Origin of the sequence: Micromonospora sp. KC723, from assembly GCF_004348595.1 — a bacterium.
Taxonomy (GTDB): domain Bacteria; phylum Actinomycetota; class Actinomycetes; order Mycobacteriales; family Micromonosporaceae; genus Micromonospora.
Genome location: NZ_SMKD01000047.1, coordinates 1 through 24,261, shown reverse-complemented (window position 1 = coordinate 24,261; position 24,261 = coordinate 1). Strand labels below are relative to the sequence as shown.

The window sequence follows — 24,261 nt, the reverse complement described above, 5'->3', positions numbered from 1 at the left end:
CCTCCGGGGTTCATCGGCCGAGCCGGTTACGACGGGCCAGCAACTTCGCCGCGACGGTCAGGATCAGCACGAGGGCGACCAGGGTCAGTGCCGCGGTCCACGCCCGCGCCGGCGCGTACCGCGACGCGTCACCGGCCTGCTGGTAGACGAAGAGGGCCAGCGACGACTGGTTGTTCTCGAACGGATTGAAGTTGATCGCCGCGCCACCGCCGGCGACGAGCAGCACCGGGGCGGTCTCGCCGGCGGCGCGGGCGATGGCGAGCATGACACCGGTGACGATGCCGGGCAGCGCCGTCGGCAGCACCACCCGCAGGATGGTCTTCCACTTCGGCACGCCCAGGGCGTACGCGCCCTCGCGCAGCGGTGCCGGGACGAGGCGCAGCATCTCCTCGGTGGAACGAACCACGGTGGGCAGCATCAGCACGCTGAGCGCCAGCGCGGCGGCGAACCCGGAGAAGCCCGGCCGGCCGGTGGAGCTGAAGTACGGCGAGACGACCAGCACCCAGAACGCGAGGACGAACAGACCGGAGACGATGGACGGGATGCCGGTCATGACGTCCACGAAGAACCGGATGGCGAAGGCGAACCGGCCGCGACCGTACTCGACGATGTAGATCGCGCAGAGGATGCCGATCGGGATCGTGATCAGCGCGGCGATCCCGACCTGGATCAGGGTGCCGACGATGGCGTGGTAGGCGCCACCCTCGGGATCACGGGCGCCGATGTTGTTCATCGAGGTGAGGAAGAAGTTGGCGTCGAACCGTTCCAGGCCCTTGGTGACCAGGGTCCAGACCACCGAGGCCAGCGGCAGGACGGCCAGTACGAACGCCGAGTGGATCAACGCGCTCCAGGTGCGGTTGCGCGCCGACCGTCGGCCCTCCACCGCGTTCGCGGCGGCGAAGAGCCCGACCAGGTAGAGCAGCGCGCCGACCACCACGACGAGCACGGGCCCGCCGATGCCGGCGCCGTACACGATCGCGGCGGCGACCAGCAGCGCGCCCAGCGCGACGGCCGGCGGCAGCCACTTCGGCAGCCGCCGGGCCCGCAGGGTCGGCGGCTGGGCCGGCGGGCGGGGACGGTGCGAGGTGAGGGTGGTGGTCATGCGGCCGACTCCGTGAACTCGCGGCGGCGGTAGATGATCGCGCGGGCCGTGATGTTGACGATCAGCGTGATGGCGAAGAGGACGAGGCCGGAGGCGATCAGCGCGCCCCGCCCCGTCTCGTTCGCCTCGCCGAACGTGTTGGCGATGTTGGCGGCGATGCTGTTGCCGCCGTTCTCGATCAGGTTGAACGAGATGTTGAAGGTGATGCCGAGGGTCATCGCGAGGGCGATGGTCTCGCCGAGCGCGCGGCCGAGACCGAGCATCACCGCGGCGATGATGCCGGGCCGGCCGTACGGCAGGACCGCCGTGCGGATCATCTCCCACCGGGTGGCGCCCAGCGCGAGGGCGGCCTCCTCGTTGGCCGTCGGGGTCTGGAGGAAGACCTCGCGGGAGAGCGAGGTGACGATCGGCAACACCATGATCGCCAGGACGAGGGAGCCCAGCAGGATCGACCTGCCGAAGGGCCCGTCACCGCCGAAGATCGGGATCCAGCCGAAGTAGGTGTTCAGCCAGGCGGAGAAGTCGCGGACCGGGTTAAGGAAGATCTCCCGGCCCCAGAGTCCGAACACGACGCTGGGGACCGCGGCGAGCAGGTCGATCAGGAAGCCCAGGCTCGTGCCGACCCGGCGCGGCGCGTAGTGCGACAGGTACAGCGCGATGCCCAGCGCGATCGGTACCGCCACCAGCAGGGCGAGCGTGGCGGTGAGGACCGTGCCGAAGGCGAGCGCCCCGATGCCGAACTTCGGCTCCGCGTCGTTCGGGAACCAGCCCTCGAACGTCCAGAAGTTCTCGGTGTTCGCCTGGAGTGCCGGGACCGCCTTGGCGATCAGGAAGATCGCGATCGCCGCGATGACGACCAGGACGAAGCCTCCGGCGGCGAGGGTGAGGCCGCGGAAGGCGCGCTCGGCGCCGAACCGGCGGGCCGTGGGCAGCGCGCCGCCGCCGCCCAGGCCGGGTCCGCCCGGGGTGCGGACGCTGACTGGTGCCTCGGCCATACGCGCCGAGGCACCGGCGGGCCACTGGTGACCTTCGGTCACGCGGGTCCCGCCGGTGCCGGCGTCGGCCGAGCGGTGAGGGGTTTCACCCATCTGCTCGCTCGCTTCGGTTGGTGGTGATCAGATGTGGGTCAGGAGAGGTTCTTGACCGCGGCCTCGACCTTGGTGCGGACCGAGTCCGGCAGCGGGGCGTAGCCCAGTTCGGTCAGCTCGGCCTGGCCCTCGCTGCTGGCGGCGTGACCGAGGAAGCCCTTGACCAGCGGAAGCTTGTCGGCGGCGAGGCCCTTGGAGCAGACGATCTCGTAGGTCACCAGGACGATCGGGTACGCCCCGGCCTCCTTGGTGTTGTAGTCGATCTTCATCTTGAGGTCGTCGCCCTGGCCCTCGATCTGGGCACCGGCGATGGTCTTGCCGGCCGACTCGGCCGTCAGCTCGGCGAACTCGCCGTTACCGTTGCCGATCTTGGCGATCTTCAGGCCGCCGTTCTCGGCGTACGACCACTCGACGTAGCCGATGGTGCCCGGCTGACCCTTGACCGCGGTGGCCACGCCGTCCGACTTGGCTGCGCCCGTGCCGCCCGGGGCCTTCCACTCCTTGGCCTTGCCGAAGGTCCAGTCGGCCTCGGCGGTCTTGGACAGGAAGTTGGTGAAGTTGTCCGTGGTGCCGGACGAGTCCGACCGGTGCACCGCGTTGATGGCGGTCGACGGCAGCTTGGCGTCGGGGTTGTCGGCCTTGATCGTCGGGTCGTCCCACTTGGTCACCTTGCCGGCGAAGATCTTCGCCAGGGTGGCCGGCTTGAGCTGGAGGTTGTCGACGCCGTCGACGTTGTAGACGACGGCCACCGGGCCGATCACCATCGGCAGGTGGATCGCCTTGCCGCCGGTGCACTTGGCGTCCGCCTGCGGCTGCTCCTCGTCCTTCAGCGCCGAGTCCGAGCCGGCGAAGTCGGCGGTGCCGGCCAGGAAGGCCTGGATGCCCGCGCCGGAGCCCGAGGACTCATAGTTGATCTTCGCGCCGGTGCACTTCTGCTGGTAAGCCTTGATCCACTCGTCCATGGCGTTCTTCTGGGCGGACGAGCCCTGTGCGTTCAGCGTGCCCGTGGCGCAGTCCGCCGAGCTGGCGGAGCCCGACGCGGAGGCGCCGGCCGGCTCGTTGTTGTCCGAGCCGCAAGCGCTGAGACCGAGCATCGCGGTAAGAGCGAGGCAGGCGATGGCGCCGTGCCGCTGGAGGTTCACCTGGGGGTTTCCCTTCACGTCTTTGATCAGGTCACCCGGAGTGGGGGCCCGGGGCCGGCACGCTGACCGGCTGACACGAAAGTTAGGCAAGGCAGGTGGACGGTTCGCCGGTCGCAAGTGAACGAAAGATGAACAAGCCTGATCCTCGGATTGGCCACTGCCTGAGGGTGGGTTGTCTTTTGGGTGAACTGCCGACCGCCTATGCCCACATATCCGACTTACCCGGACGGCCGTTATCGTGCCGAGTCCGCGTCGTGATGGCCGCGTGACCGGATCCGTCAGCCCAGGGCGTAGTTCACGTGCCCGCACCAGCGGGCGAAACCGAGCCGCTCGTAGAGCGCCACCGCTCCGGTGTTCGACTCGTCGACGTAGAGCATCACCCGGTCCAGCCCGCGCTCGTACCGCAGGTGCCGCAGGCCGGCCGCGGTCAGCGCCTTGCCGAGGCCGCCGCCGTGGGCGGACGGGTCCACCCCCAGCACGTACACCTCGCCGATCCGGGCCGACCCCGGGCGTTCGTGCACCTTCGTCCAGTGGAAGCCGAGCAGCCGGCCGGTGGACTCGGCCATGGCCAGCAGGAAGCCGGCCGGATCGAACCACGGCTCAGCCAGGCGTACCCGCAGGTCGGCCTCGGTCCAGCGGCCCTGCTCCGGGTGGCTGGAGAAGGCCCGGGCGTTCAACGCCAGCCAGGCCTCGTCGTCCTCGCCGGGTCGGAAGGCGCGCAACACGACCCCGTCGGGAAGAGGCACCTCGGGCGGGGCGGCGGTCAGGGGCCGGCGTAGCTGCCAGAGCACCCGGGCCCGCTGGAATCCCAGGTCGACGGCGAGCGCGGCGGCCGACGGGTGGTCGCCGTGCGCCCAGGCGCGCAGCGGCCCGGTCGCCGCCGTCAGGACCTCCCGGGCCAGTGCCCGGCCGGTGCCCCGTCGTCGGTGGGCCGGATGCACCACCAACTCCACCCCGATCCCGGCCGTCGGATCCGTGGTGTCCAGGTGCGCGTACCCGGTCAGGGCGCCGTCGGCGGCGCGGGCGGTGAGGTGCACGGCCGCGGCCCCCGGGTCGCGCAGCCGCAACAGGGTGTGCTCGTCGAGCGGGTCCGCGCCGTCGGCGTCGCCCGCGAGCCGGGTCAGCGCCAGGGTTTCGGCCACCTCCGCCGGGTCGAGTCGGTCGAGTCGGACCACCCGGTCGGTCGTCGGTTCCGCGATGCTCACCTCGTCACCGTAGTCCGCCCGCGCCCTCCGGTCAGGGCCTGCTGTCGTGCGGCAGCGCGTCCAGCGGGAACCGGCTGGTCAGCTCGGGCAGCATGTGGCGCAGCGCGTCGACCGTGCCCTGCCGCTCGCCGCCGGCGTCGTGCAGCAGCACGATGGAGCCGGCCGTCGTGTCCCGGACGACCCTCGTGGCGATCCGCAGGGCGCCGGGCGTCCGCCAGTCCACCGGGTCGACGCTCCAGTGCAGCGGAATCATCCCGAGTTCCTCGGCCACCGAGACCAGCGGGTACGTCCAGGCGCCGCCGGGCTGGCGGTACCAGGCGATGGGGGCGTCGGGCACGGCGGCCCGGATCGCCTCGTTGGTGCGCAGCAGGTCGGCGCGGATGGCGTCGCGGGAACGGCGACCGAGTTGCACGTCGTGTCGCCAGGAGTGGTTGCACAGGGTGTGCCCGTCGGCCACGATCGCCCGGATCAGGTGCGGGTGGCGCTGCGCGTTCTCGCCGACGACGCAGAAGGTCGCCCGGACCCCGAACTCCCGCAGCACATCGAGCACCTGCGGGGTGTAGTCCGGGTTCGGTCCGTCGTCGAAGGTGAGGGCGACCAGGGTCGAGCCGGTGCTCACCCGGCTGCCGAACGGGCCGCCGCCGACGCCCTCGGCGGCATGGTGGCTCCCGCCGTCCGGCCCGCCCTGCGGATCACCCCCGGTCGGCCGGTCGGCGGCGGCGCCCGACTCCGCGGGCTGTTCGGCGTACTGGACGCCGCCGGCCCGGCTCGTGACCTCCGCGCCGCGCGGTGCCTCGCCCGACACCAGGCTGCGCCCCAGTACGTACGCCGAGCCGAGCAGCGCGGCGAGCACCAGCGCGACGACGCCGGTGGCGCGGCCGGTCGCCCCCGTCATCGGGCCACCGCCGGCCGGTCTCCGCGCGCCCGCGTCGCCCCCGTGGTCAGTCCCCGCACCGTGGCCCCTCTCGCTCACCGTTCGGCATCAGGATAGAGCCGACAAGGTGCACAAAAGGGGCGTATGGGAATATAGGGGGACCGTCGATGAGGTCGCGGGTGGTGGCCGTCAGACCGGCAGCGGGGCGTGCTCCGACTCCGGCAGCGAGCGCGACGGCGGCACCACGAACTTGTAGCCCACCTGGCGGACCGTGCCGATCATCGACTCGTACTCGGAGCCGAGTTTCGCCCGCAGTCGCCGGACGTGCACGTCCACCGTGCGGGTGCCGCCGAAGTAGTCGTACCCCCAGACCTCGCGGAGCAGCTGGTCGCGGGTGAACACCCGGCCCGGGTGCTGGGCGAGGAACTTCAGCAGCTCGAACTCCTTGTAGGTGAGGTCGAGCGGGCGGCCCTTCAACTTCGCCGCGTACGTGTCCGGGTCGATGGTCAGCTCGCCGGCCCGGATGGAGCCGCCGGCACCGGCGGTCGCGTTGCTCAACCGGCCGACGGCGAGCCGCAGTCGGGCCTCGACCTCGGCCGGGCCGGCCGAGGCCAGGATCACGTCGTCCACCCCCCAGTCGGCGTTGAGCGCGATCAGGCCGGCCTCGGTGACCACGGCCACCAGCGGCACCCCGAGGCCGGTGGCGTGCAGCATCCGGCAGGTGGCCCGGGCCTCGCTGAGCTCGGAGCGCGCGTCGACCAGCACCGCGTCCGGACTCGGCCCGGCGACCAGGGTGCGGACGTCGCGGGGTGCGGTACGGACCGAGTGCGGGAGCAGGTCCAGTGCCGGCAGCACTGCCGATGGTTCACCTGCCCGCGCGGTCACCAACAACAGGATCTCCACACGATCACCTCCGTCCGGCGGCGACGAAGCCGCGCGCGACCAGCGGACCCCCGACGGGCGTGCGCTGCGAACTTGTGTGGTCCCGGCGTCGCTGACGGGCGGGTTACGCGTTGAGCGTAACCGATCGTTCCGGAAGGGCTCCGGTCACGCTTTCCTCTTTGCCTGATCTGCCCATGATCGTGCCAGAGGTTTTAACGTTGCCGAAACCGTGACCACCGCCGGAGCGCCCGGGTCTGGCACGATCGGGGCGTGTTTCCCTCGACCTCGCCCGACGCCGGCCGCGACCGGTGGGCTGACGACGCGCCTCCCGGGCCGGCCGGCCCGCCGCCCGCTCCGCGCACCGGTCCGGCCGAGGACGAGGGCGGCGGCCGGCGGGAGCGGGGGCCCCGGCGTTTCCGCAAGGGTGGCGCGCCCCGCCGCCCGGCCGACGAGGCCCCCGAGGAGGAAGAGGAACCGGTCGAGCCGGTCGAGGTGCACAAGCCGCTCTCCCTCACCGTCGCGGGCTTCGCCGCGCTGCTCGGCGTCGGCCTGGTGCTCGGCGCGCAGACCGCCGGGCCGGGGCACCGGCTGTCGTTCGCGGTCATCGTCTTCGGCGTGCAGTTGCTCTTCGTCCTCGCCTGGACGATGGCCATGCGCCCGCCCGCGCTGCTGCTGGTCGCGCTCATCAGCGCCGCCGTCGCCGCGGCGGCGGACGCCGCCGCGGTGCAGTCCGACATCGCCGGCCTGGCCCCGCTGGGGTACGTCGCGGCCGGCGGCTTCCTCCTCGGCGTGCTCGGTCAGCTCGTCCGGCGGGTCGACCGGGTACGCGTCACGGACTCGCTCGGCACCACCCTGCTGATCGTGGTCGGGGTGGTCGCGTTCGCCACACTGATCACGCTCAGCCGGATCCCCGCCGGCACCCAGGCGATCACGGTGTGCCTGACCGCCAGCGGCGTCGCGCTCATGGTGGCCCGGCTCACCGACGCGGTGCTGCCCTGGCCGCGACTCGCCCCGCAGGTGCCGCGCGGCGCGGCCGGCGTGGTCCTCGGCGCGATGATCGGCACGATGATCAGCGCTGTGCTCGGCAGTTACCTGGTCACCCCGTTCACACCCACCCGGGCCGCGATCATCGGGCTGGTCGCGGCGGTCGCCGCCGTCCTGGCCGACCTCGCCGTCGGGTACGCCGAGGCGGGCCGGCTGATGGCCGGCGAGCCGCCGACGATGTGGATCGCCCGGCACATGCAGGGCCCACTCGGCGGCTTCGCGCTGGCCGCGCCGGCCGCGTACGCCATGTGCGTACTGTTCCTGTGACCCGACGGTTGAGCGTCCGCGCGGTCGGGTACCAACCGGGCGCCGCGCGGCGACGTCGAGGGGATGGGCGTCGTGTCCGCGCGACGACGAGGAGGAGGCGGCGTGGCTGAGGCGTACCCGGCGTACGAGAGGCGTCCCCGGCGGCGCGGGCGCAAGGTGCTCGTCACGCTTGTCGTCCTGCTGCTGCTCCTGGGCGGGCTGCTGGTGGTGGCCGACCGGGTGGCGGCCGGGGTGGCCGAGCGCGCCATCGCCGACCAGGTGGAACGGGAACTCGCCAAGCAGCAGGCGCGGTCGGCCCCGCCGCAGGTCGACGTCGGCGGTTTTCCGTTCCTGACCCAGGTGCTGGGTGGCCGGTACGAGCGGATCTCCATCGTCCTCACGGACGCGCAGGGCGCGGTCGAGGGCAACGCGGTGAACCTGCCCCGGCTCGACGTGGACGCCCGCGGCGTGCGCGCCTCGCTGGACACCCTCCGGTCGGGGCGCGGCGACGTAATCGCCGACACCGTGGACGGCACCGGCACGGTCGCCTACGACAGCCTGGCGAAGCTGCTGGACCGTCCCGGGCTGAAGCTCGGCGAGCAGAACGGCAAGCTGGTCGTCACCGCCCCGGTGGACATCCTGGGCCAGCGGCTCACCGTCAGCGGCACCGCCGACGTGACCGTCGCGGAGGGCAACAAGGTGGCGCTGCGGTTCAACGACCTGAGCGCCGAGGGGCTGCCGGCGGTGCCGCTGGCCCGGACGTTGCTCAACAACTACGCCAGGGGCATCTCCGTCGACGTGCCCCTGCCCGAGCTGCCGTTCCAGCTCACCGTCCGCAAGGTGGAACCGCGGCCGGAGGGTCTGGCGGTGACCGCCGACGCCCGGGACGTTCCGATCAACCAGGCCGGCTGAGCCGAGGCGCACCCGTGCGCCGGCCGGTCGGACCAGCCGGCGTCCCGGATGCTGGTCGGTCCGGTGGCACTCTGCGGGACCGCTGGTAGGCTCCCTGGTCATGGGGACGCACCTCACCAAACGGCGCGCGGTCGACCTGTGCCGCGTGGCCACCTGCCTGTGTCGCTCCGTCTTCTGACGGCGGGGCTGTCTCCGGCCGCCTAGCGGCCACCGGCACTCGGGGTCTGCGTACCCTTTCCGGTCTCCCACCCGTACGCCCGGCAGCGGCGCCGTCGCACGAACCCGTGATCCGTTCCTCTATGGGTCCCGCGCGTGGTGCGACAATCACCGATTCCGTCCCCGCGCTGGCTCACCATCCATCCTTCACCAGGGAGTGATCTGATGAGTCGCGACACCGCACTCGTCTCGGCCGACTGGGCCGAGAAGAACATCGACGCCCCGGGCGTCGTCTTCGTCGAGGTCGACGAGGACACCTCGGCCTATGACACCGGCCACATCGCCGGGGCGATCAAGCTCGACTGGAAGACCGACCTGCAGGACCCGGTCCGCCGGGACTTCGTCAACAAGACCCAGTTCGAGGCGCTCCTGTCGGAGCGGGGCATCGCCAACGACGACACCGTCATCCTCTACGGCGGCAACAACAACTGGTTCGCCGCGTACGCGTACTGGTACTTCAAGCTCTACGGTCACCGCGACGTCAAGCTGCTCGACGGCGGTCGCAAGAAGTGGGAGCTGGACGCCCGTCCCCTGGTGACCGACAAGGTGGAGCGCCCCCGAACGCAGTACGTCGCGCAGGAGCCGGACACCTCCATCCGCGCCTTCCGGGACGACGTGGTGGCCGCCATCGGCAGCAAGAACCTGGTCGACGTGCGCAGCCCCGACGAGTACGCCGGTCGGCTGCTCGCCCCCGCCCACCTGCCGCAGGAGCAGGCGCAGCGCGCGGGCCACGTGCCCACCGCCATCAGCGTGCCGTGGTCCAAGGCGGCCAACGAGGACGGCACCTTCAAGTCCGACGACGAGCTGCGCAAGATCTACGCCGACGCCGGGCTGGACGACAGCAAGGAGACCATCGCGTACTGCCGGATCGGCGAGCGCTCCTCGCACACCTGGTTCGTGCTGCAGGAGCTGCTCGGCCACCGCAACGTGAAGAACTACGACGGATCCTGGACCGAGTACGGCTCGCTGGTCGGCGTGCCGGTCGCGCTCGGCGACGAGCCCGGGGAGGCCTGATCACCATGACTGCTCCTACCGCCGCCGGTTGCGCCGCTCCCGACCAGGCCGCCCCGCTGCCGGCCAGCCTGGACCTTGAGAAGGAGACCGTCATCACCGGTGTCGTCCGTTCCGACGCGGGCGAGGTCGTGCCGGGCGCGTACGTCCGGCTGCTCGACTCGACCGGTGAGTTCACCGCGGAGGTGGTCACCTCCCCGGCCGGCCAGTTCCGCTTCTTCGCGGCCCCGGGCGACTGGACGCTGCGGGCCCTGTCCCGGTACGGCAACGGTGACACCGCGGTGACCGCCGCGCGTGGCATCAACGAGGTTGTCGTCACGGTCGCTGCCTGACCACGCTCTGATCGGCTCGGGCCGGTCGCCCCGACGGGGCGACCGGCCCGAGCCGTACCGTGAATCAGAATCCCGCTGATGCCCGCTCAGGCCGTGGCGCCCTTCGACGACACCGCCGGAAACGACACCTGGACGCGCAGCCCGTCGTGGCCGGTGGACGACGCCGCAATGGTGCCTTCGTGAGCACGGGTGATCGAACGGGCAATCGCCAGCCCGAGGCCGGCGCCGCCGCTGTGGTCGACGCGGGTGCCGGATCGGCGCCGGAAGGGCTCGAACAGCGCGGGGACCTCCTCGGGAGGCACGTCGTCTCCGGTGTTCGACACGACCAGGGCCGGATCCTCACCGACCCGCACATCGATGGTGCCGTCTGCGCGGTTGTACTTCAGGGCATTCTGCACGAGGTTGGTGACCAGCCGCTCCAGCAACACCTGCTCGCCGAGCACCACCCGTGGCCGCAGCATGCTGGTGATCGCCACTCCGGCCTCGGCCGCACGTGCCCGGTGGGCGTCGAGCACCGTGGCGACGATCCGATCCAGCCGCTGCGGTGCCCGGACGACCAGGCCCCGGTCGCTCTCGCTGAGCACCAGCAGCCCTTCGATCAGGCGCTCGTTGCGCTCGTTCGTCTTCAGCAACTGGGTCGTGAGGAGGCTGAGCTGATCGGCTGTCAGGCTCCCGGCCATGCCGACCTCGATCAGTGTCCGCTGGACCGCGAGGGGGGTGCGCAACTCATGGGAGGCGTCCGCGGCGAACCTGCGCTGCGCCTCGTACCCGACGGCTATGCGGTCCATCATCTCGTCGATGGCGCGGCCGAGTTCGGCCAGCTCGTCGCGGCCCGGGCCGGGATGCAGCCGATGGCCGAGGTTCTGCGGCCCGACGTTCTCCATCCCCCGGGCCAGGTCGCGGACCGGCCGCAGGCACCATCGCGTTGCCGGGTACGCGGCGACCAGCAGGAGCGCCAGCATGACCACCAGGGTCGCCACCATGGGGATGCTGGGCCGCCGGAAGACCTGCACACAGACGAACGAGGCGTCACTGTCCGGCGCGCGACCCGCCGGGACGACGCACCACTCGGGTCCGAACTCGCGCCACCACCCGAGCAGGTGCTCCGCGACCAGCGGCGCGGACTGGCCCGCGACGAGGAGGACGCCGCACAGCACGAGGATCCGTCGGCCCGGTGACCGGACGTTCATGACCCGAGACGATATCCCGCGCGGGGGACCGTGTGGATCACCTCGGGGCGGCCCAGCTTCCGCCGCAGCGTCATGATGGTCATGCGGACCGAGTTGGTGAACGGGTCGGCGTGTTCGTCCCAGGCCTTCTCCAACAGGTCCTCGGCGCTGACCACCCGGCCGCCGGCACGCATCAGGACGTGGAGAACGGCGAACTCCTTGGGCGACAACGCCAGCACCCGCCCGTCCCGCACGGCCGTGTGCCGCGTGACATCGAGCATGATTCCGTCGCGGTCCAGCACCGGTGGCAGCGCGGCGCCCGAACGCCGGGCCAGGGCTTGTATCCGGGCGACGAGTTCGGCGAACGCGAACGGCTTGGTCAGGTAGTCGTCGGCGCCGAGGCCGAGACCCTCGACGCGGTCGCGGCTGCCGGCTGCGGCGGTCAGCAGAAGTACGCGGGTACCTGCGCCGGAGCCGACGATCCAGCGGCACACCTCGTCGCCGGTCCGCCCCGGCATGTCCCGGTCGACGACGGCCACGTCGTACTGGTTGACGCCGACCCGTTCCAGGGCGCTGTCCCCGTCGTAGACCACGTCGACCGCCATGGACAGCCGGCGCAGTCCTTCGGCCACGGTCTCGGCCAGCAGTCGTTCGTCGTCCGCCACCAGCACCCGCACGCCGCGTCCCCCTCCTTCGCCCACCGCCGACAAGTTCGCACAGCGCGGATAAAGAATGCGTAAGGACGGCACTGACGCCCCGCTGACCGACAGGTTCCGATCATGGTTTGGTCCCTGCCCGACCTGTTGGTTCCGGTGATGCTCCTTGCGTAGAATCATGACAAAGAGCGCTGTAGCTCTCCTGGTGATCGTAACCGTCATTCCCCTGTGGGCATCTGGTGCGGCAGCCATCGCGTACGGCGAGGACGCGGCCGATGGCGACTACCGGTTCTCAGTCCTGCTCACCGCGACGGGCCTGCCAACCCCGGGCGGCGGCACCCGGGACAGCTGGTGCTCCGGCGCGTTGATCGCACCGCGTTGGGTGATCACCGCCGGGCACTGCTTCCGAGACGTCAACGGCCAACGGGTCGGCCGCACCGTGGCTCGCCGTACCACCGCGACTGTCGGGCGCACGGACCTCCGGGGGCGAGACGGGCAGGAGATCGAGGTCGTCGCGGTGCACCAGGCCGAAACCGCCGACGTCGCCCTCGCCGAACTCCGCACCGCGGTCACCGGCATAGCTCCGCTGAGGATCGGTACCAAACCTCCGGCGGTGGGCGAGACACTTCGCTTGACGGGCTATGGCCTGTCCACCGACGGCGGCCCTGCCGTCCCCACGACCCGGTTGCAGACCGGCGAGTTCATCGTCGTCGCGGTCGGCGACATCCTGATCGAGACCTCGGGCCAGGCCCCGCGCCAGGACACCAGCCCGTGCCCGCACGACTCCGGCGGACCGTATTTCCGCGATCGGCCTGGCGGGACACCAGAGCTGGCGGCCTTGGTCAGCACTGGGCCACCCTGTCCCCACCACGGTCCCGACTTCAGCACCCGCACCGACAATCTCCATGTCTGGATCACCGGCACGGTGACCGGGACGTCGGACAAGGGGCACACCGGCGGCGACAGCGCTCTTCTGCTCCTCGTGGCCTGCGTGTCGCTGCTCGCCGCTCTGCTCCTCGCAGGTCGTGTCTCCCGGATCATCGGTCGTCGGTTCGGTCGATAGATCGGCGTCACGCGGCGGCATGGGTTGTCGGCACCGGAGCGCGGCGACCTGGGTGAGCGGCCGCCGGGCGGACCGGGGCCGGGGCGGGGGTACGGCGGGGACGGGCGCCGTACCCCCGGCTGTCTGGTCCGTCAGTTGCCGCGGCGACGCAGCTTCGCGCCCCACTGTGCCACGGTAACCAGCACCGCGCCGAGGCCGAGAGCGAGCGCACCGATCGTGCCGACGGCGGCCGTCGAGGCGCCGGTAGCGGAAGTTCCTGGCTCGAGGACATGTTCACCTCCTTCACGCGTCCGATCCGGCGGGGACCGCGAAGCGTGCGGGGGAGTCCCACACGCAGCGGTCCACCGTGGGTTGGCGGATGGCCTTGACCAGGGCGTGCACCATGATCACCCGGTACAGCTGGTCGGCCACGACGATCACCGGCAGAAAGAGCAGGAGGCGGGGACGGCGCAGCCGCCAGGAGGCGAGCGCCACCCAGAGCGCGTGGCCGCCGAGCAGGAACAGCAGGCCGACGCCAAGCCCTGGGCCGGCGGTCGCCAGCAGCCAGAGAGTCACCGGCGCGCCCGCCACGTACAACACCCAGTGCAGCATCAGCAGCAGGTACGCACGGTCGAACCGGGTGTTACGGCGTCCGACGCGGTGCCCGATGATCCCCTGGAAGGTGCCCCACAGCCAACGCAGGTTCTGCTTGTACCAGTCCCGACCGTTCGTCGGGTCCTGCAGGTGCGCGACGGCCCGGGGGGCGTACACCACCCGGCCCAGTCCGCGGCGGTGCGTCTCCAGCACCCAGTAGGTGTCGTCGACGATGTACGGCGGCTGCTGGGGCAGCAGCACGTCCAGCAGTTCCGTGCGGTAGAGCGAGTTCGAGCCGGAGATGCAGTTCATCACGTTGAAGTGACTCTGCAACCGGCGGACGACGGCCTGGTAGTTCCAGTAGCTGTAGGCGCGTTTGGCCAGCCAGGGGTTCCACCGCCGCTCGTGGGGCCACCAGGTGACGTTGTGCCCGACCACGATCGCCACCCGTTCGGACAACTGCTCGAGTGCCCGGTCGAGGAAGTCGGGCGCGACCAGGACGTCGTCGTCGAGGATGACGACCGCCCGGAACAGCCCGCCCAATCCGAACCGGACGTACCCCTCGTGCAGCGCGGCCGGCTTGCCCACGTTGCGCGTCAGTTCCAGCACTGCGGCCCCGGCCGTCGCGGCCTCTCGGGCGGTGCCGTCGGTGGAGGCGTCGGAAACCACGTACACCGGGGCGCCGGTGGCCCGGGCGGCGGACACCGCGCCGGCGATGGTGTTGGCCCCGTTGCGGCAGGCGATCAGGATGGCGATCTGGTTGCCGGCGACCGGCCGGTACCGGGAGCCGCGAATCGGATCTGACCGTTCGGTCAACCAGTCTCGTCCCGGGCGGCGGGCCGGGCCTGCCGACCGGTGCGGCGACCAGCCACCATGGGGTGGCTGGCCGGTCGGCCAGGGGCGTCCCGGCCGCCGCACGGACGATCATGCACCGGCTGTCGGTACGCACGGCGGTGGCCGTCGACCCGCGCGGGTCGACGGCCACCGGGTGGCGCGATCCTTCAGATACCGGTCGCCCCGGTGCAGGACGAGGCCGGATCCAGGTCGAGGTCGAGCGTGCCGACGATGCCCGCGTCGACCCGGGTGCGCTGCACCTCCGGCACCCAGCCGTCCTTGGCGACGATCACCTCGTAGCGGCCCTTCGGCAGCCACCACGCGTAGCGGCCCTGACCGTCGGCGGTCAGCGTCGTCCCGGTGGTGGAATCCACCCGGTTCACCCGGACCGTGGCCGGGACCCCGACCGTCGCGCCGCCGCAGGTGCGCCCGGTGATCGTGCCCTGGAGCTTGCCCCAGCTGGGCGGCGGCGACACGTTCATCGTCACCGCGACCGCCGGCAGCGGGTACGGGCTGTCCGCCCGGACGCCAAGCCCGCCCGAGTACGCCCCGGGCTGGAGCACGCCGGCCTCGGCCGTGGCGGTCAGCGTGACGGTGACCGTCCGGGACGCGCCCGGCGCCAGCGTGAAGCCGGTCGGCGTGGTGGCCAGCCAGGGCAGGTCGGTGGCCGTCGCGCAGCCCTCCAGCCCGCCGAGCCGCTCGCTCTCCACCGATCCGACGAACGAGCTGGGCGAGCCACCGATCTTGTACGCCCCGCACGCGGCAGCACCCCGGTACCGCCCGAACTGGGCGTTGGGCAGGTTCCGCCAGGCCCCGGCGACCGGGTCGTAACCGATCGTCCGATTGGTCACCGCGGTCGAGTTGGCGGTCACCCCGCCGGCCAGCACCAGCATCCCCCCGGCCGACGTGTACTGCGACGCCCACAGGTCGACCGGCAGGTTCGGCAGCGGGTGCCACTGGTCGGCGGCCGGGTCGTACCGCCAGGCGTCCGTGTACGCGGTGGCGGCGACGCCCCCGGCGCAGTACACCTGCGTGCCGATGCCACCACAGGAGGCCCAGGAGACCGCATGCGGGTAGTTGGCCCCGGCGCGGAACGTGCCGCTGCGGGCGTCGAACACCACCAGCTTCTGCGAGTCGGTGCAACTGCTGTCGACGCAGCCGCCCACCAGGTGCACCCGGTCACCGACCACGGCCACGCCGGCCGCGGCGGCGGGCGCCGGATTCACCGCGCCGGCCAGGGTGCTCCAGGTGCCGGCCTGCGGGTCGAAGACGTCGACCGTCGGGTCGGGTGCGCCGTCGCTACCCCAGCCGCCGATCACGTAGAGCTTGCCGGACACCGCCACGGCGGCCGGCTTGGACCGGGCGCGAGGCAGGTCGGGCAGGGCCGACCAGGCTCCGGCGGCCGGGTCGTACACCCAGGCCCGGCGCTCGGTGCCGGTGTCGCTGCCCCCGCCGACGGAGTACACCTTCCCGTCCAGGTTGGCCGCCGCGTTGTCGAAGATCGCCGCGGGCAGGTTGGCGACCCGGGTCCAGGCGTCGTCCGCCTGCGGTACGGCGCCGGGTGCCCCGCCGCCGTACCCGGTGCCGGTGCGGGCCTTGCTGATCCCCTTGACGGTCTGCTCGCGCAGCGGCGCGCCGGCGGAGGAGAGCAACTCGAACCGGCCACCCCGCTCCAGCAGTTCCACCTCGGCCGGGGCGGTGCCGGTGTTGCGTACCGTCACCCTGGCGGTCCGGGTGCTGCCGTACGGCTGGTGGGCCTCGACGTCGGTGGTGCTGACCGTGAGCCGGCCGGCGGCCAGCGCCAGGTCGGCCCGGCGGACCTCGTCCGCCACCACGGTCACCGGCCTGGTCGCCGTCGCGTACGGCGGACGCGAGGCGGTGAACGGGTGCTCGCCGGTCAGGCCGGAGAAGAGGTGGTAGAAGCCGTCCGGCAGGTTCGGGTCGTCCGGGGTGGCCGCCGAGACGCCCCGGTCCGCCGGCCGGTCGACGCTGGTCACCGTCACCCCGTTGAGCGCCGTGCCGGTGTTCCGGTCGGTGGTGGCGCCGACCACCAGCCCGCCGGGCGTGGGGAGGCAGTCCCGGTTGACCAGTTCGACGTCGTCGACCTGCCACCACCAGGCGAAGGTGCCCTTGAACCGGAAGCGGACCAGCGCCGCCGACGCCCCCGCGGCCGGGGCCAGTGGCACCTCCTCGACCCTCGGTCCGCGCCGGCTGGCCGTCTGGTGCCAGACGTTGGTCCAGCTCGCGCCGGCGTCGGTGGAGACGTCCACGTCGGCGGTGTCGCTCACCCCCACCGCCCGCCAGTCGCTGCGGAAGCGCAGCAGCGGCGCGGCCGAGCGGGACAGGTCGACGGGCGGGGTGACCAGGTCGGTGTCCTGCGTGTTGCCGGCACCCAGCTTGTCGCTGTCGATGATCGCGAAGCCACCGCCGCCACCGGTCAGGTTGCCGCGCGCCCCCGGGTCGTCGAAGGCCCAGCCGCCCTTGTCGGTGCGGTTGCGTACCGTCCATCCGTCGGGGGTGGCCCTGCCGTCGAAGCTCTGGGTGAGCGACGGCGCGCTGAGGCTGCCGGTGTAGCCGGCCGCCGTGCACGCCGCCTCGACCGGAACGGCGACGTCGGCGGTCACCGCCCCGGCGCCGGCGCTGACGTCCCGGGTCACCGTGCGGTAGCCCGGGTACCGGGCGGTGACGGTGAGCCGGTAGGTGGCGTCGGCCGGCACGGTGAACGCGTACCGGCCGGTCACCGGGTCGGTGAAGATCGGGCCGCCGGGGCGGCCGGTGACGTCGATCCGCGCGTACAGCGGCCAGCCGTGCCCGGAGCCGTCGGTGACCCGTCCGGAGACGGTGACCGTCGGTGTGGCGGTCAACGCGAAGTCCCGGGTCACCGCGCCGCCCTCGGGGGCCGTCACGGTCACCGTCTGACTGCTGAACCCGTACGCGGTGACGGTGAGGGTGACCTCGCCGGCCGGGACGGTCAGCGTGTACCGGCCGTCCGGGCCGGTGGTGGCGGCGCGCTCGCCGGCACCGACCGTGGCGCCGGCGACCGGTGTGCCGTCGGCCGCCGCGGTGACCGTGCCGGAGATCCGGGCGGCCGGGCCGCGCGGCGCCTGCCGGACCGCCGTGTACGCGTCGAGTCGGCCCTCGCCGAAGACGTTGTTGTCGTCGGCGGTGCCCCCGCAGTCGAGCGCGTCGACGTCGGTCGCGGTGTCGTCGAGCAGCGCCTCGGTGTTCGCGACGTCACCCCGTAGGGCGGGTGCGGCGGACCAGACCAGCGCGACGGTGCCGGCCACGTGCGGTGCGGCCATGGAGGTGCCGCTGAACGCCGCGTACCCGCCGGGCACGCTGGACCGGACGTTGCCGCCGGGCGCGGCGATGTTGGGTTTCACGTCCGGGCGGCTGGCGGCACCGCGGCCGGAGAACCGGGAGATCGCACCGTTCGCCTCGTACGACCCGACCGCGTACGCGTTGGGGTTGTCGCCCGGTGAGCCGGCGCTGCCGCAGGCCGGGCCGCTGTTGCCGGCGGAGAAGGCCGGGAAGATGCCGGCGGCCCGCCACGCGGCGACGGTCTGCTGGTACCAGGGGTCGCCACCGCTGCCGCCCCACGAGTTGTTGACGATGTCCGGCCGAAGGTCGGGGCGCGGGTTCCGCCCGTCCAGGTCGGTCGGGGCGAGGACCCACTGGCCGGCGGCGAGCAGCGAGGCGTCCGAGCAACTGTCGCTCTCGCAGCCCTTCGCGGCGATCCAGCGCGCGCCGGGGGCCACGCCGATCTGGTTGCCGGCCCCGTCGTCGCCGACCATCGTGCCCATGGTGTGGGTGCCGTGGCTGTTGTTGTCGCAGGGCGCGGCGGTCGGGCAGATGCCGGCCGGGTCGTACCAGTTGTGCTGGTGGTCGAAGGAGCCGTTGCCGAGGTTGCCCCGGTACGCCTTGACCAGGGCGGGGTGGTCGAACTGCACGCCGCTGTCGATGTTCGCCACCACCAGGCCTTCGCCCCGGACGCCGAACTCGTCCCACACCTGGGGTGCCTTGATGCTGGTCAGGCCCCACTCCGCCGCCCGGGTGCCGGCGCGCGCGGCGGTCCGCTCCGCCGGGTGGACCAGCGGGTAGCTGCGGGTGGGCGCGATCCGGGCCACGTCGGGCCGGGCGGCGATGCTGTCCAGCAGCGCCCGGTCCCCGGTCACCCGCAGCGCGTTGGCGATCCAGTACGCCGTGTGGGGTGCCTTCCGGGCGTCCAGCGTCGACCGCAGGTCCCGCTGGGTCCGTTCGGCGGTGGTGGTGAGCAGCCGGTGCACCTCCCGGGCGCGGCCGTCGGCGCCGCGTACCCGGGCCGCCTCGGCGAGTGGGGCCTGTTCCCTGAGGTAGACCAGGAAGGTCGCGGTGTGGTTGGTGGCCAGCGTGTCGAGGACCGGGCGGTCCACGGTGGCGCGGGGAGCGGCCGGCGCGGCCACGGCGGGCACGGCCGGTTGGGCGGTGATGCCCAGTAGCGCCGCCGCCAGCACGGCGAGGGTTCTCCACCGGACGGGCCGTCCGGTCGGTCGTTCGAACACGTTTCCTCCCCACGTCATCGGTCCCGATCGGTTCGGGCCGGACCGCGTGTGCCGGGTCGCGGCACACGCAGCGGTGGGGCGGCGCTCGGTGTGGCGGATGTCGCCCGCGTCCGCTGTGAACGATGCTCGGTGGTGGAACTACTGCGATCAATGAACGGTGTCGGTCAGTATCTGGTCAGTAACCGGTCGCTACGCTGTCGTCACTACTCCGGAGGCACCGTGGCGGGCTCCTCGCCGTGGGTCGGCGGGGCGGTGGCAGGGACGGCCTGGGGAGGGCGTGTGACCGGTGTCGGCATGGGATTCGTGGTCTGCGTCAGCGCTGACGTGTCGGTGCGGGAACGGGTGGTGAGCCGGCTCGACGATCTCGGGCCGGTGGTGGTCTGCGCGGACCTCGCCGAGTTGCGCGCGATGCTCTTCCCGTCGCCGGAGCCCGCCGCCCCGGCGGCGGACCACGCGCCGGCCCCGCCGGTGCGCTGCGGTGACCTCGTGGTGGATCCGGGCGGGCACCTGGTCACCTGGCGGGGGCAGGCGGTGTCGCTGACCCGCCTGGAGCGGAAGCTGCTCGCCCGACTGGCCGGCAGTCCGGGCGGCGTGTGGAGCTACGAGCGGATCTTCGCGTCGGTCTGGGGTGGCGCCTGGCTCGGCGACGCGGCGATCCTGCACTCCGCCGTCAAGCGGCTGCGTCACAAGTTGCGCGTCCTGCCCGATGGTCCACAGGTGCAGACCGTGCGCGGCGTCGGCTACCGGCTCGCCGTACCGGGGGTGTAGGCCGGGGCGTACCCGGACCGGCGGCGGGCCCGTGACACGATGGCCGGGTGAGCGGTGCTGTCCAGGCGGGGTGGGCCCCGCCGAGTGGTCCTCCAGAGCCGGCCCCCGACCGGGGATGGCCTCGTTGGCTGCTGGTCGCGACCGTGCTCTGGGCGGTGCTGCTGGGCGTGCTCACCTGGTGGTCGGTACGGACCGACCCGCCGACCGTGCGCGAGCAGCGCACCCTCGGGCAGGCGGCGCCGGTCGTCGACCGGGCCGTCGGCGAGCTGGTCGCCGCGATCGGGGACGGCGCGTGGGCGCTGGCCGGGACCCGCTACGAACCGGGATGCCGGGTCACCCCGATGGCCGCCGGAGCGGCGCTGATCGGCGGCGTGACGGTGTTCGTGCCCGAGGGCGGCGAGCGGGTCCTGCTGGAACGGGTCGCCGACCGGCTGCCGGCGGGCTGGCGGGCCGGGGTGCGCGCCGGCTCGGAGGGCCCCCGGCTGCGCGCCGACGCCGGGGAGTTCGTCGCGGTCGAGGGGCGGACGGCTGGCGCGGGGCGGGTCGAGTTCGAGGCCGACACCGGCTGCCGCCCGGTCGACCGGCCGTACGCGACACCGCCGTCGACGGCTGGTGACGCGTCGCTGGCCGCCGTGGCGGAGGCCGCCCGCGCCCTGGGGCGGCCCGCCCCGACGGACCCGGAAGGGCGAAGCGCGTCCTGCCCGGCCGGCGGCCGGGCGACAACCACCCTGGTCACGGCCGGTCCCGCCCCGGTCGACCTGGCCGGCCTCCGGTCGCTGGCCGCCGGCGTCGCCCTGCTGGACACCCCCGAGGTGTACGCCTACCGGCGTGGCCCACTCGTCGTCCTGGCCGACGCCACGGGCACCGAACTCCGCCTGACCGCCTCCGCTTCCTGCCCCTGACCGGCACCCACCTCCGTGTCGCCGGTACCACGATCAACGGCCGTGGGGCGGATGCGGGGCGGGTCAGTGGTCGCGGGTGTTGTCGTGGGGGCCGCGGCTGCGACCGAGAGCGTCGACCCGACCCCAGCGGCCCGGGATGTCCAGCAGTTCCACCCGGCCCATGCCCTCCGGTACCGCCGGGTCGATGATGAGGTGTTCGCCCTGCGGTTCCAACCCCAACATCACCCGCAGCAGTAGCAGGGGTGTGCCGGCGGACCAGGCTTGCGGGCTGCACGCGGTCGGGTACCGGACCGGGTAGTCGGTGAGGTCGCGTGCGTAGCCGGCAAAGGCTTCCGGCAGCCGGCCGCCGAAGTGGCGGGAGGCGCTGAGCATGCCCTCGCAGATCCGTCCAGCCTCCTCCCGGAAGCCGTAGCGGGCCAGGCCCCAGGCGATGAAGGCGTTGTCGAACGGCCAGACCGTCCCGACGTGGTAGCCGATCGGGTTGTAACGCCCCTGATCGGTGGCGAGGGTGCGTACCCCCCAGCCGGAGAAGAGGCGTGGGCTCATCAGGTGGCGGGCGATCGACTCGGCCCGGTCCTCCGGCACGATGCCGCTCCACAACAGGTGGCCGATGTTGGAGGAGAGGGCGTCCACGGGCTGGCAGTGCGGGTCGAAAGCGAGCGCGTAGTGCTCCCGGTCCGGGAGCCAGAAGTCCCGGTTGAACCGCTCCTTGAGCGCGGCGGCCTCACGTTCCAGCCGGTCGGCGTACGCCGGGTCGTTCCAGAACAGCCGGGCCATCCGGGCGCCGCGCAGCTTCGCGTCGTACGCGTACCCCTGGAGCTCGCAGGTGGCCCGGGGGAAGCCCGGCAGCCGGCCGTCGGCGTACGAGATGGAGTCCCACGAGTCCTTCCAACACTGGTTCGCCAGGCCGGTCTCCGGGTTGCGGGTCTGGTACCACAGGTACCCCGTGCCGAGCAGGTCGCCGTAGCTGTCGATCCAGTCCAGGGCAGCCCGGGCGGAGAACTCCAGCTGCCGCACCAGCGTGGCGTCGCCGGTCCAGCGCTCGTACTCGTCGAGCAGGATGACGAACAGCGGCGTGGAATCCGCCGAGCCGTAGTAGGGGGAGTGCGGCTGTTCCTCGAAACCGGCGGTCTCGCCGTACCGCAGCTCGTGCAGGATCTTGCCGGGCTCCTCGTCCCGGAAGTCGTCCAGGCGGAACCCCTGGAGGCCGGCGAGCATGGTGATGGTCGGTGGGACCAGTTCGGGCAGGAAGGGCAGCACCTGCAGCGAGGTCAGCATGCTGTCCCGCCCGAACAGGGTCATGAACCAGGGCAGCCCGGCGGCGAGCAGCCGTACGCCGAGCGCGATCGACTCGTACCGCAGGGCGCCCAGGTCGTTGAGGCTCTGCCGGTACGCCCCGGCCAACGGCTCGCAGTCGCAGCCCAGCTTCGGGGCCGTGCCGATCAACTGCTGTTGTTCCGCTCGGATGGCCTCCGGGCTGCGGGTGCCGCTGAGCGGGGTGCTGGCCCGGACATCCTCGCCTCCGGCGGCGTAGATCATCTCCGACACGTGTAGCCGGGTGCTCCACTCCTCGTGCGCGCCGACGGTGATCGACCAGGTCATGCCGCCCTGGTCCACCTCCACGGGCGCGCTGCTGGTGATCACCGTCGCCCGGTGGAAGGCCTCACGCCGGTAGGTCAGGCGCAGCTCGTTCTCGCCGACGGTGGGAATCACCGTGCCCCTCTTCCGCCCTCTCTGCTTGACCTCGAACAGGTCGGCGAAGTCGGAGCCCATCGCCAGTCGGAGGCTGAACCGCATCTCCCGATCCGAGTGGTTGAGCAGGGTCAGTTCCTCGGTGAGGCTGCCGCCGATCGCCCGGTGCCGGATCACCGACACCTTGGTGTCGATGTAGTGAACGGGTTCGCCGGGGACGAGGAAGTAGCGGGTCCGGTAGGACTGCGCGTCGTCGATGGAGAGGGCGTGCAGCCGCTCGCCGTCGAGGGTGAGCAGCCAGGTGGAGAGGAACCGGGTGTCGAACGAGAAGAGCCCGGTGGGCGTGGCGTACGACGGTTCGATGTCGCCGCGTCGGTCGCTGACCACGAAGGTGTTGCCGTCGAGAATGCTGACCAGCTCTGTCATCCCGACCGCCGGAGTTGGTCGCGGGCCAGTTCGCGCGGATCCCGGGCGCCCGGCCGGGCGGGGAAGAACCGCCGGAAGGCGAGGAAGAGCAGGACGTTGCCGCTGAACGTGGCCTCGTTGCGCAGCACCGCGGAGATGCCCTGCGCGCGCCCGGTGACCAGGCGCTCGAAGAACTCGGCGCTGCTGCTCAGGACCGCGTCGGCCGGGCCACGGCCGCGGGTGACGACGGCTTGGTGCGGGGCGAGCCGGAGCAGCCAGTAGTCGGTGTGATGGTCGGTGGTGAGGGCGATCTGGAGGGTTCCCCTGACGGGACCGCGCAGCACCGAAGGGGCGCGCGCCGGCAGTGCTGCGAAGAACTCTTCCGTCGCCTCGTACACACCAGAATGGTAGGCAGTATGCCGACAAGTCGGGCGACTACCGTCAGTCTGCTTGTTTCGGGCGTCGGTCGGGGCGCGGGGTCAGTAGACCAGGGCCTGGGCCCCCTCGGCCATCGCCTCCTCGACGAAGACCGCCGCGCCGGCGATGCGTACCCCGGGGAGTACGTCGCCGGGACCGATGTCCCGCCGGGCGGCGCACTGGGTACAGGCGGTCACCCGGCCGGTGGTGAGGATGACGTGCAGCAGCTCCGCCAGCGGCGCGGAGTGCGGTAGCTCGAACTGCTCCGCCCGACCCGGCAGGGCGAACCAGGTCGACTCACCGGTCAGCCAGAGCGACACCTCCACGCCGGCGGCCGCGGCGGTGGCGGCGACCGTGAAGGCCTGGGCGCACCGCTCGGGCGCGTCCGCGCCGGCGGTGGCCTTGACGACGAGAGTGCGGGCCATGGCAGCCAGCATAGGATGACCATGATGGTCACCGAGATCGGGTTCGTCAGCCTGCTGGTCGCGGGCCTCGGCGCGCTCGCCGGTGGCCTGGTCTACCTTGCCGTACGCATATCGAGAGGTAACTGGTGAGCGCGAGGAGTGAGCCGGGTTTGCGAGCCCCGCAGTCGCGAACGGGGGTGGTTCGGTGAGCGCGCACCCGTCGGATGAGAACCCGCTGCAACCGCCGTGGCTGAACGCGCCGCCGGTCGAGGAGTACCCGTACCAGGAGAGCCACGACCTGCGGGTCGGGCCGAAGCTGCACCCGACGCTCGACGGCCTGCTGCCGTACGTCGGGGTGTGGCGCGGGCGGGGGCGGGGTGGTTTCCCCACCATCGAGGACTTCGACTTCGGGCAGGAGATCCGGATCAGCCACGACGGCCGGCCCTTCCTGTTCTACGAGTCGCGAGCGTGGATCTTGGATGAGCAGAGCCGTCCGGTCCGCCAGGCCGGACGCGAGGTCGGCTGGTGGCGGCCGGTGCAGAACGGGGAGCGGGCCACCGACGAGCTGGAGGCCCTGATGATGACCCCGACTGGGGTCATGGAGCTGTACATCGGCAAGCGCACGGGCACCCAGATCGAGTTCGCCACCGACGCGGTGCTGCGGACGGCCACCGCCAAGGAGGTCACCGCCGGTGCCCGACTGTTCGGCATCGTCGAGGGTGCGCTGCTCTACGCCCAGGAGATGGCCGGCATGGGTCACGCCCTCAGCCCCCACCTCTCCGC

23 protein-coding genes are annotated in these 24,261 nt (G+C 72.3%); 10 read left to right on the top strand and 13 right to left on the bottom strand.

What is annotated here, in order from left to right; translation table 11 throughout:
• Nucleotides 1-10: 10 nt before the first annotated feature.
• The 6 genes from pstA to E1165_RS13280 form a co-directional block, all read right to left on the bottom strand.
• A complete protein-coding gene (gene pstA / locus E1165_RS13305; protein ID WP_132391263.1) occupies nucleotides 11-1,102 on the bottom strand; it encodes a phosphate ABC transporter permease PstA in 1,092 nt (363 codons plus the stop codon).
• On the bottom strand, nucleotides 1,099-2,190 hold the full coding sequence (gene pstC, locus E1165_RS13300; protein WP_132391261.1) for a phosphate ABC transporter permease subunit PstC: 1,092 nt from the start codon (nucleotides 2,188-2,190) through the stop codon (nucleotides 1,099-1,101). The genes pstA and pstC overlap by 4 nt, the downstream gene beginning before the upstream one ends.
• 38 nt (nucleotides 2,191-2,228) lie before the next feature.
• The gene (gene pstS / locus E1165_RS13295; RefSeq protein ID WP_132391287.1) at nucleotides 2,229-3,332 is read right to left on the bottom strand and encodes a phosphate ABC transporter substrate-binding protein PstS; all 1,104 of its coding nucleotides are present in this window, start codon (nucleotides 3,330-3,332) and stop codon (nucleotides 2,229-2,231) included.
• A gap of 278 nt (nucleotides 3,333-3,610) precedes the next feature.
• Nucleotides 3,611-4,537, bottom strand: coding sequence for a mycothiol synthase (gene mshD / locus E1165_RS13290; RefSeq protein WP_132391259.1), 927 nt, complete (start codon nucleotides 4,535-4,537; stop codon nucleotides 3,611-3,613).
• Nucleotides 4,538-4,568: 31 nt separating this feature from the next.
• Nucleotides 4,569-5,432: a polysaccharide deacetylase family protein gene (locus tag E1165_RS13285; protein ID WP_132391257.1), complete on the bottom strand. Its 864-nt coding sequence runs from the start codon at nucleotides 5,430-5,432 to the stop codon at nucleotides 4,569-4,571.
• A 168-nt stretch (nucleotides 5,433-5,600) separates the two neighbouring features.
• Nucleotides 5,601-6,314, bottom strand: a complete 714-nt coding sequence (locus tag E1165_RS13280) for a response regulator transcription factor (RefSeq protein WP_132184430.1) — start codon at nucleotides 6,312-6,314, stop codon at nucleotides 5,601-5,603.
• 249 nt (nucleotides 6,315-6,563) lie between these two features.
• On the opposite strand from E1165_RS13280, the gene E1165_RS13275 reads away from it, so the two are divergent.
• The 5 genes from E1165_RS13275 to E1165_RS13260 all read left to right on the top strand — a co-directional run bounded on the left by E1165_RS13275 (nucleotide 6,564) and on the right by E1165_RS13260 (nucleotide 10,054).
• Nucleotides 6,564-7,604, top strand: a complete 1,041-nt coding sequence (locus tag E1165_RS13275; RefSeq protein WP_132391255.1) for a hypothetical protein — start codon at nucleotides 6,564-6,566, stop codon at nucleotides 7,602-7,604.
• A gap of 102 nt (nucleotides 7,605-7,706) precedes the next feature.
• Nucleotides 7,707-8,495 carry a DUF2993 domain-containing protein gene (locus E1165_RS13270; protein WP_132391253.1) on the top strand — a complete coding sequence of 263 codons (789 nt, stop codon included), beginning with the start codon at nucleotides 7,707-7,709 and terminating at the stop codon, nucleotides 8,493-8,495.
• Between the two features lie 100 nt (nucleotides 8,496-8,595).
• Entirely contained in the window at nucleotides 8,596-8,673 is a 78-nt protein-coding gene (locus E1165_RS30720) for an Ms5788A family Cys-rich leader peptide (RefSeq protein WP_371687337.1), read from the top strand.
• Nucleotides 8,674-8,876: 203 nt separating this feature from the next.
• The gene (locus E1165_RS13265; protein WP_132391251.1) at nucleotides 8,877-9,725 is read left to right on the top strand and encodes a sulfurtransferase; all 849 of its coding nucleotides are present in this window, start codon (nucleotides 8,877-8,879) and stop codon (nucleotides 9,723-9,725) included.
• A gap of 5 nt (nucleotides 9,726-9,730) precedes the next feature.
• Complete coding sequence (locus tag E1165_RS13260) at nucleotides 9,731-10,054, top strand: DUF1416 domain-containing protein (protein WP_132270671.1); 324 nt, start codon at nucleotides 9,731-9,733, stop codon at nucleotides 10,052-10,054.
• Nucleotides 10,055-10,140: 86 nt separating this feature from the next.
• Here the strand turns inward: E1165_RS13260 and E1165_RS13255 are convergent, their stop codons facing one another.
• On the bottom strand, nucleotides 10,141-11,244 hold the full coding sequence (locus E1165_RS13255) for a HAMP domain-containing sensor histidine kinase (protein WP_132391249.1): 1,104 nt from the start codon (nucleotides 11,242-11,244) through the stop codon (nucleotides 10,141-10,143).
• Nucleotides 11,241-11,900 (bottom strand): response regulator transcription factor, encoded by a 660-nt coding sequence (locus E1165_RS13250; protein ID WP_132391247.1) that lies wholly within the window; start codon nucleotides 11,898-11,900, stop codon nucleotides 11,241-11,243. The genes E1165_RS13255 and E1165_RS13250 overlap by 4 nt, the downstream gene beginning before the upstream one ends.
• Before the next feature lie 157 nt (nucleotides 11,901-12,057).
• Here E1165_RS13250 and E1165_RS13245 point away from each other — a divergent pair, with 157 nt between their 5' ends.
• Complete coding sequence (locus E1165_RS13245) at nucleotides 12,058-12,942, top strand: trypsin-like serine protease (RefSeq protein WP_132391245.1); 885 nt, start codon at nucleotides 12,058-12,060, stop codon at nucleotides 12,940-12,942.
• Nucleotides 12,943-13,224: 282 nt separating this feature from the next.
• Here E1165_RS13245 and E1165_RS13240 read toward each other — a convergent pair whose 3' ends face one another.
• Nucleotides 13,225-14,331 (bottom strand): glycosyltransferase family 2 protein, encoded by a 1,107-nt coding sequence (locus E1165_RS13240; RefSeq protein WP_132391243.1) that lies wholly within the window; start codon nucleotides 14,329-14,331, stop codon nucleotides 13,225-13,227.
• Nucleotides 14,332-14,516: 185 nt separating this feature from the next.
• The gene (locus tag E1165_RS13235; protein WP_243704739.1) at nucleotides 14,517-18,890 is read right to left on the bottom strand and encodes a S8 family serine peptidase; all 4,374 of its coding nucleotides are present in this window, start codon (nucleotides 18,888-18,890) and stop codon (nucleotides 14,517-14,519) included.
• Nucleotides 18,891-19,184: 294 nt separating this feature from the next.
• On the opposite strand from E1165_RS13235, the gene E1165_RS13230 reads away from it, so the two are divergent.
• Nucleotides 19,185-19,658, top strand: a complete 474-nt coding sequence (locus E1165_RS13230; RefSeq protein WP_132391285.1) for a winged helix-turn-helix domain-containing protein — start codon at nucleotides 19,185-19,187, stop codon at nucleotides 19,656-19,658.
• A gap of 47 nt (nucleotides 19,659-19,705) precedes the next feature.
• Nucleotides 19,706-20,560 carry a hypothetical protein gene (locus E1165_RS13225; RefSeq protein ID WP_132391239.1) on the top strand — a complete coding sequence of 285 codons (855 nt, stop codon included), beginning with the start codon at nucleotides 19,706-19,708 and terminating at the stop codon, nucleotides 20,558-20,560.
• 63 nt (nucleotides 20,561-20,623) lie between these two features.
• On the opposite strand, the gene E1165_RS13220 is transcribed toward E1165_RS13225, so the two are convergent.
• The 3 genes from E1165_RS13220 to E1165_RS13210 all read right to left on the bottom strand — a co-directional run bounded on the left by E1165_RS13220 (nucleotide 20,624) and on the right by E1165_RS13210 (nucleotide 23,511).
• Nucleotides 20,624-22,678, bottom strand: coding sequence for a glycogen debranching N-terminal domain-containing protein (locus E1165_RS13220; RefSeq protein WP_132391237.1), 2,055 nt, complete (start codon nucleotides 22,676-22,678; stop codon nucleotides 20,624-20,626).
• The gene (locus E1165_RS13215; protein WP_132391235.1) at nucleotides 22,675-23,055 is read right to left on the bottom strand and encodes an SCP2 sterol-binding domain-containing protein; all 381 of its coding nucleotides are present in this window, start codon (nucleotides 23,053-23,055) and stop codon (nucleotides 22,675-22,677) included. Before E1165_RS13215 ends, E1165_RS13220 begins: the two co-directional genes overlap by 4 nt.
• An 81-nt stretch (nucleotides 23,056-23,136) precedes the next feature.
• Nucleotides 23,137-23,511 carry a DsrE family protein gene (locus E1165_RS13210; RefSeq protein WP_132391233.1) on the bottom strand — a complete coding sequence of 125 codons (375 nt, stop codon included), beginning with the start codon at nucleotides 23,509-23,511 and terminating at the stop codon, nucleotides 23,137-23,139.
• A 12-nt stretch (nucleotides 23,512-23,523) separates the two neighbouring features.
• On the opposite strand from E1165_RS13210, the gene mtfM reads away from it, so the two are divergent.
• Both mtfM and E1165_RS13205 read left to right on the top strand, forming a co-directional pair.
• Nucleotides 23,524-23,628, top strand: coding sequence for a small membrane protein MtfM (mtfM, locus tag E1165_RS30490; RefSeq protein ID WP_266320062.1), 105 nt, complete (start codon nucleotides 23,524-23,526; stop codon nucleotides 23,626-23,628).
• Nucleotides 23,629-23,683: 55 nt separating this feature from the next.
• Nucleotides 23,684-24,261: FABP family protein (locus E1165_RS13205; protein WP_132391231.1), on the top strand; the 578-nt coding region annotated here is incomplete at its 3' end.

Excerpts from the sequence above, each read along its gene's own strand:
- E1165_RS13245 (WP_132391245.1), top strand. The coding sequence starts at position 12,058 with ATGACAAAGAGCGCTGTAGCTCTCCTGGTGATCGTAACCGTCATTCCC.
- E1165_RS13265 (WP_132391251.1), top strand. The coding sequence starts at position 8,877 with ATGAGTCGCGACACCGCACTCGTCTCGGCCGACTGGGCCGAGAAGAAC.
- E1165_RS13230 (WP_132391285.1), top strand. The coding sequence starts at position 19,185 with ATGGGATTCGTGGTCTGCGTCAGCGCTGACGTGTCGGTGCGGGAACGG.
- E1165_RS13260 (WP_132270671.1), top strand. The coding sequence starts at position 9,731 with ATGACTGCTCCTACCGCCGCCGGTTGCGCCGCTCCCGACCAGGCCGCC.
- E1165_RS13220 (WP_132391237.1), bottom strand. The coding sequence starts at position 22,678 with ATGACAGAGCTGGTCAGCATTCTCGACGGCAACACCTTCGTGGTCAGC.
- pstC (WP_132391261.1), bottom strand. The coding sequence starts at position 2,190 with ATGGGTGAAACCCCTCACCGCTCGGCCGACGCCGGCACCGGCGGGACC.
- E1165_RS30720 (WP_371687337.1), top strand. The coding sequence starts at position 8,596 with ATGGGGACGCACCTCACCAAACGGCGCGCGGTCGACCTGTGCCGCGTG.
- pstA (WP_132391263.1), bottom strand. The coding sequence starts at position 1,102 with ATGACCACCACCCTCACCTCGCACCGTCCCCGCCCGCCGGCCCAGCCG.
- E1165_RS13210 (WP_132391233.1), bottom strand. The coding sequence starts at position 23,511 with ATGCTGGCTGCCATGGCCCGCACTCTCGTCGTCAAGGCCACCGCCGGC.
- E1165_RS13255 (WP_132391249.1), bottom strand. The coding sequence starts at position 11,244 with ATGAACGTCCGGTCACCGGGCCGACGGATCCTCGTGCTGTGCGGCGTC.
- E1165_RS13285 (WP_132391257.1), bottom strand. The coding sequence starts at position 5,432 with ATGACGGGGGCGACCGGCCGCGCCACCGGCGTCGTCGCGCTGGTGCTC.
- mtfM (WP_266320062.1), top strand. The coding sequence starts at position 23,524 with ATGGTCACCGAGATCGGGTTCGTCAGCCTGCTGGTCGCGGGCCTCGGC.